1 protein-coding gene is annotated in these 649 nt (G+C 68.7%); it reads right to left on the bottom strand.

Features of this window, described 5'->3' with window-relative positions:
• Positions 1–406: 406 nt before the first annotated feature.
• A partial coding sequence (locus QZH66_RS17885) for a hypothetical protein (RefSeq protein WP_305807155.1) occupies positions 407–649 on the bottom strand: 243 nt, incomplete at its 5' end.

Raw genomic sequence — 649 nt, 5'->3', positions numbered from 1 at the left:
GAGTTGGCGATGGCGACGATCGGCTTGCCGAAGTCGCCCTCGGCCACGCCGGTGGCGCGCCACAGCGCCCGGGCGCCGACGGCCATGCGGCCCTGGGTCACGGTGTCGGATCGAAGGGGTATGAAGTTCATGGGGCGTATCCAGTGGCCATGGGCCTGTTCCTGAAGGCGGATGCACGGGCCGGGCCGGCGGCGGCCCCGCGCACCCGCTGGTTCATTGGCTGCAGGCCTTTTTGCCCGCTTCCATGNCGCGCCACAGCGCCCGGGCGCCGACGGCCATGCGGCCCTGGGTCACGGTGTCGGATCGAAGGGGTATGAAGTTCATGGGGCGTATCCAGTGGCCATGGGCCTGTTCCTGAAGGCGGATGCACGGGCCGGGCCGGCGGCGGCCCCGCGCACCCGCTGGTTCATTGGCTGCAGGCCTTTTTGCCCGCTTCCATGGTGGCGAACAACTTCTGCCCATTGGGGCCCAGCTCCTTGATCAGCTCCTTGTAGTAGCCGGGCATCGGCTTCTTCCAGGCTGCCCGGAGTTCGGGCGTGGTCTCGACGACCTGGCCGCCGCCTTCCTTGTGCTTGCTGACCATGGCCTTTTCCATGGCGGCGATTTCGGCGCGAATCTGGGCGGCTGGCACCTTCGCCACCCCGCGCTC

It is taken from the genome of Stenotrophomonas sp. YIM B06876 (genome assembly GCF_030711595.1).
Taxonomy (GTDB): domain Bacteria; phylum Pseudomonadota; class Gammaproteobacteria; order Xanthomonadales; family Xanthomonadaceae; genus Stenotrophomonas.
Note: the sequence above shows the minus strand (reverse complement) of the source record. Positions and strands in the feature narration are given on the sequence as shown.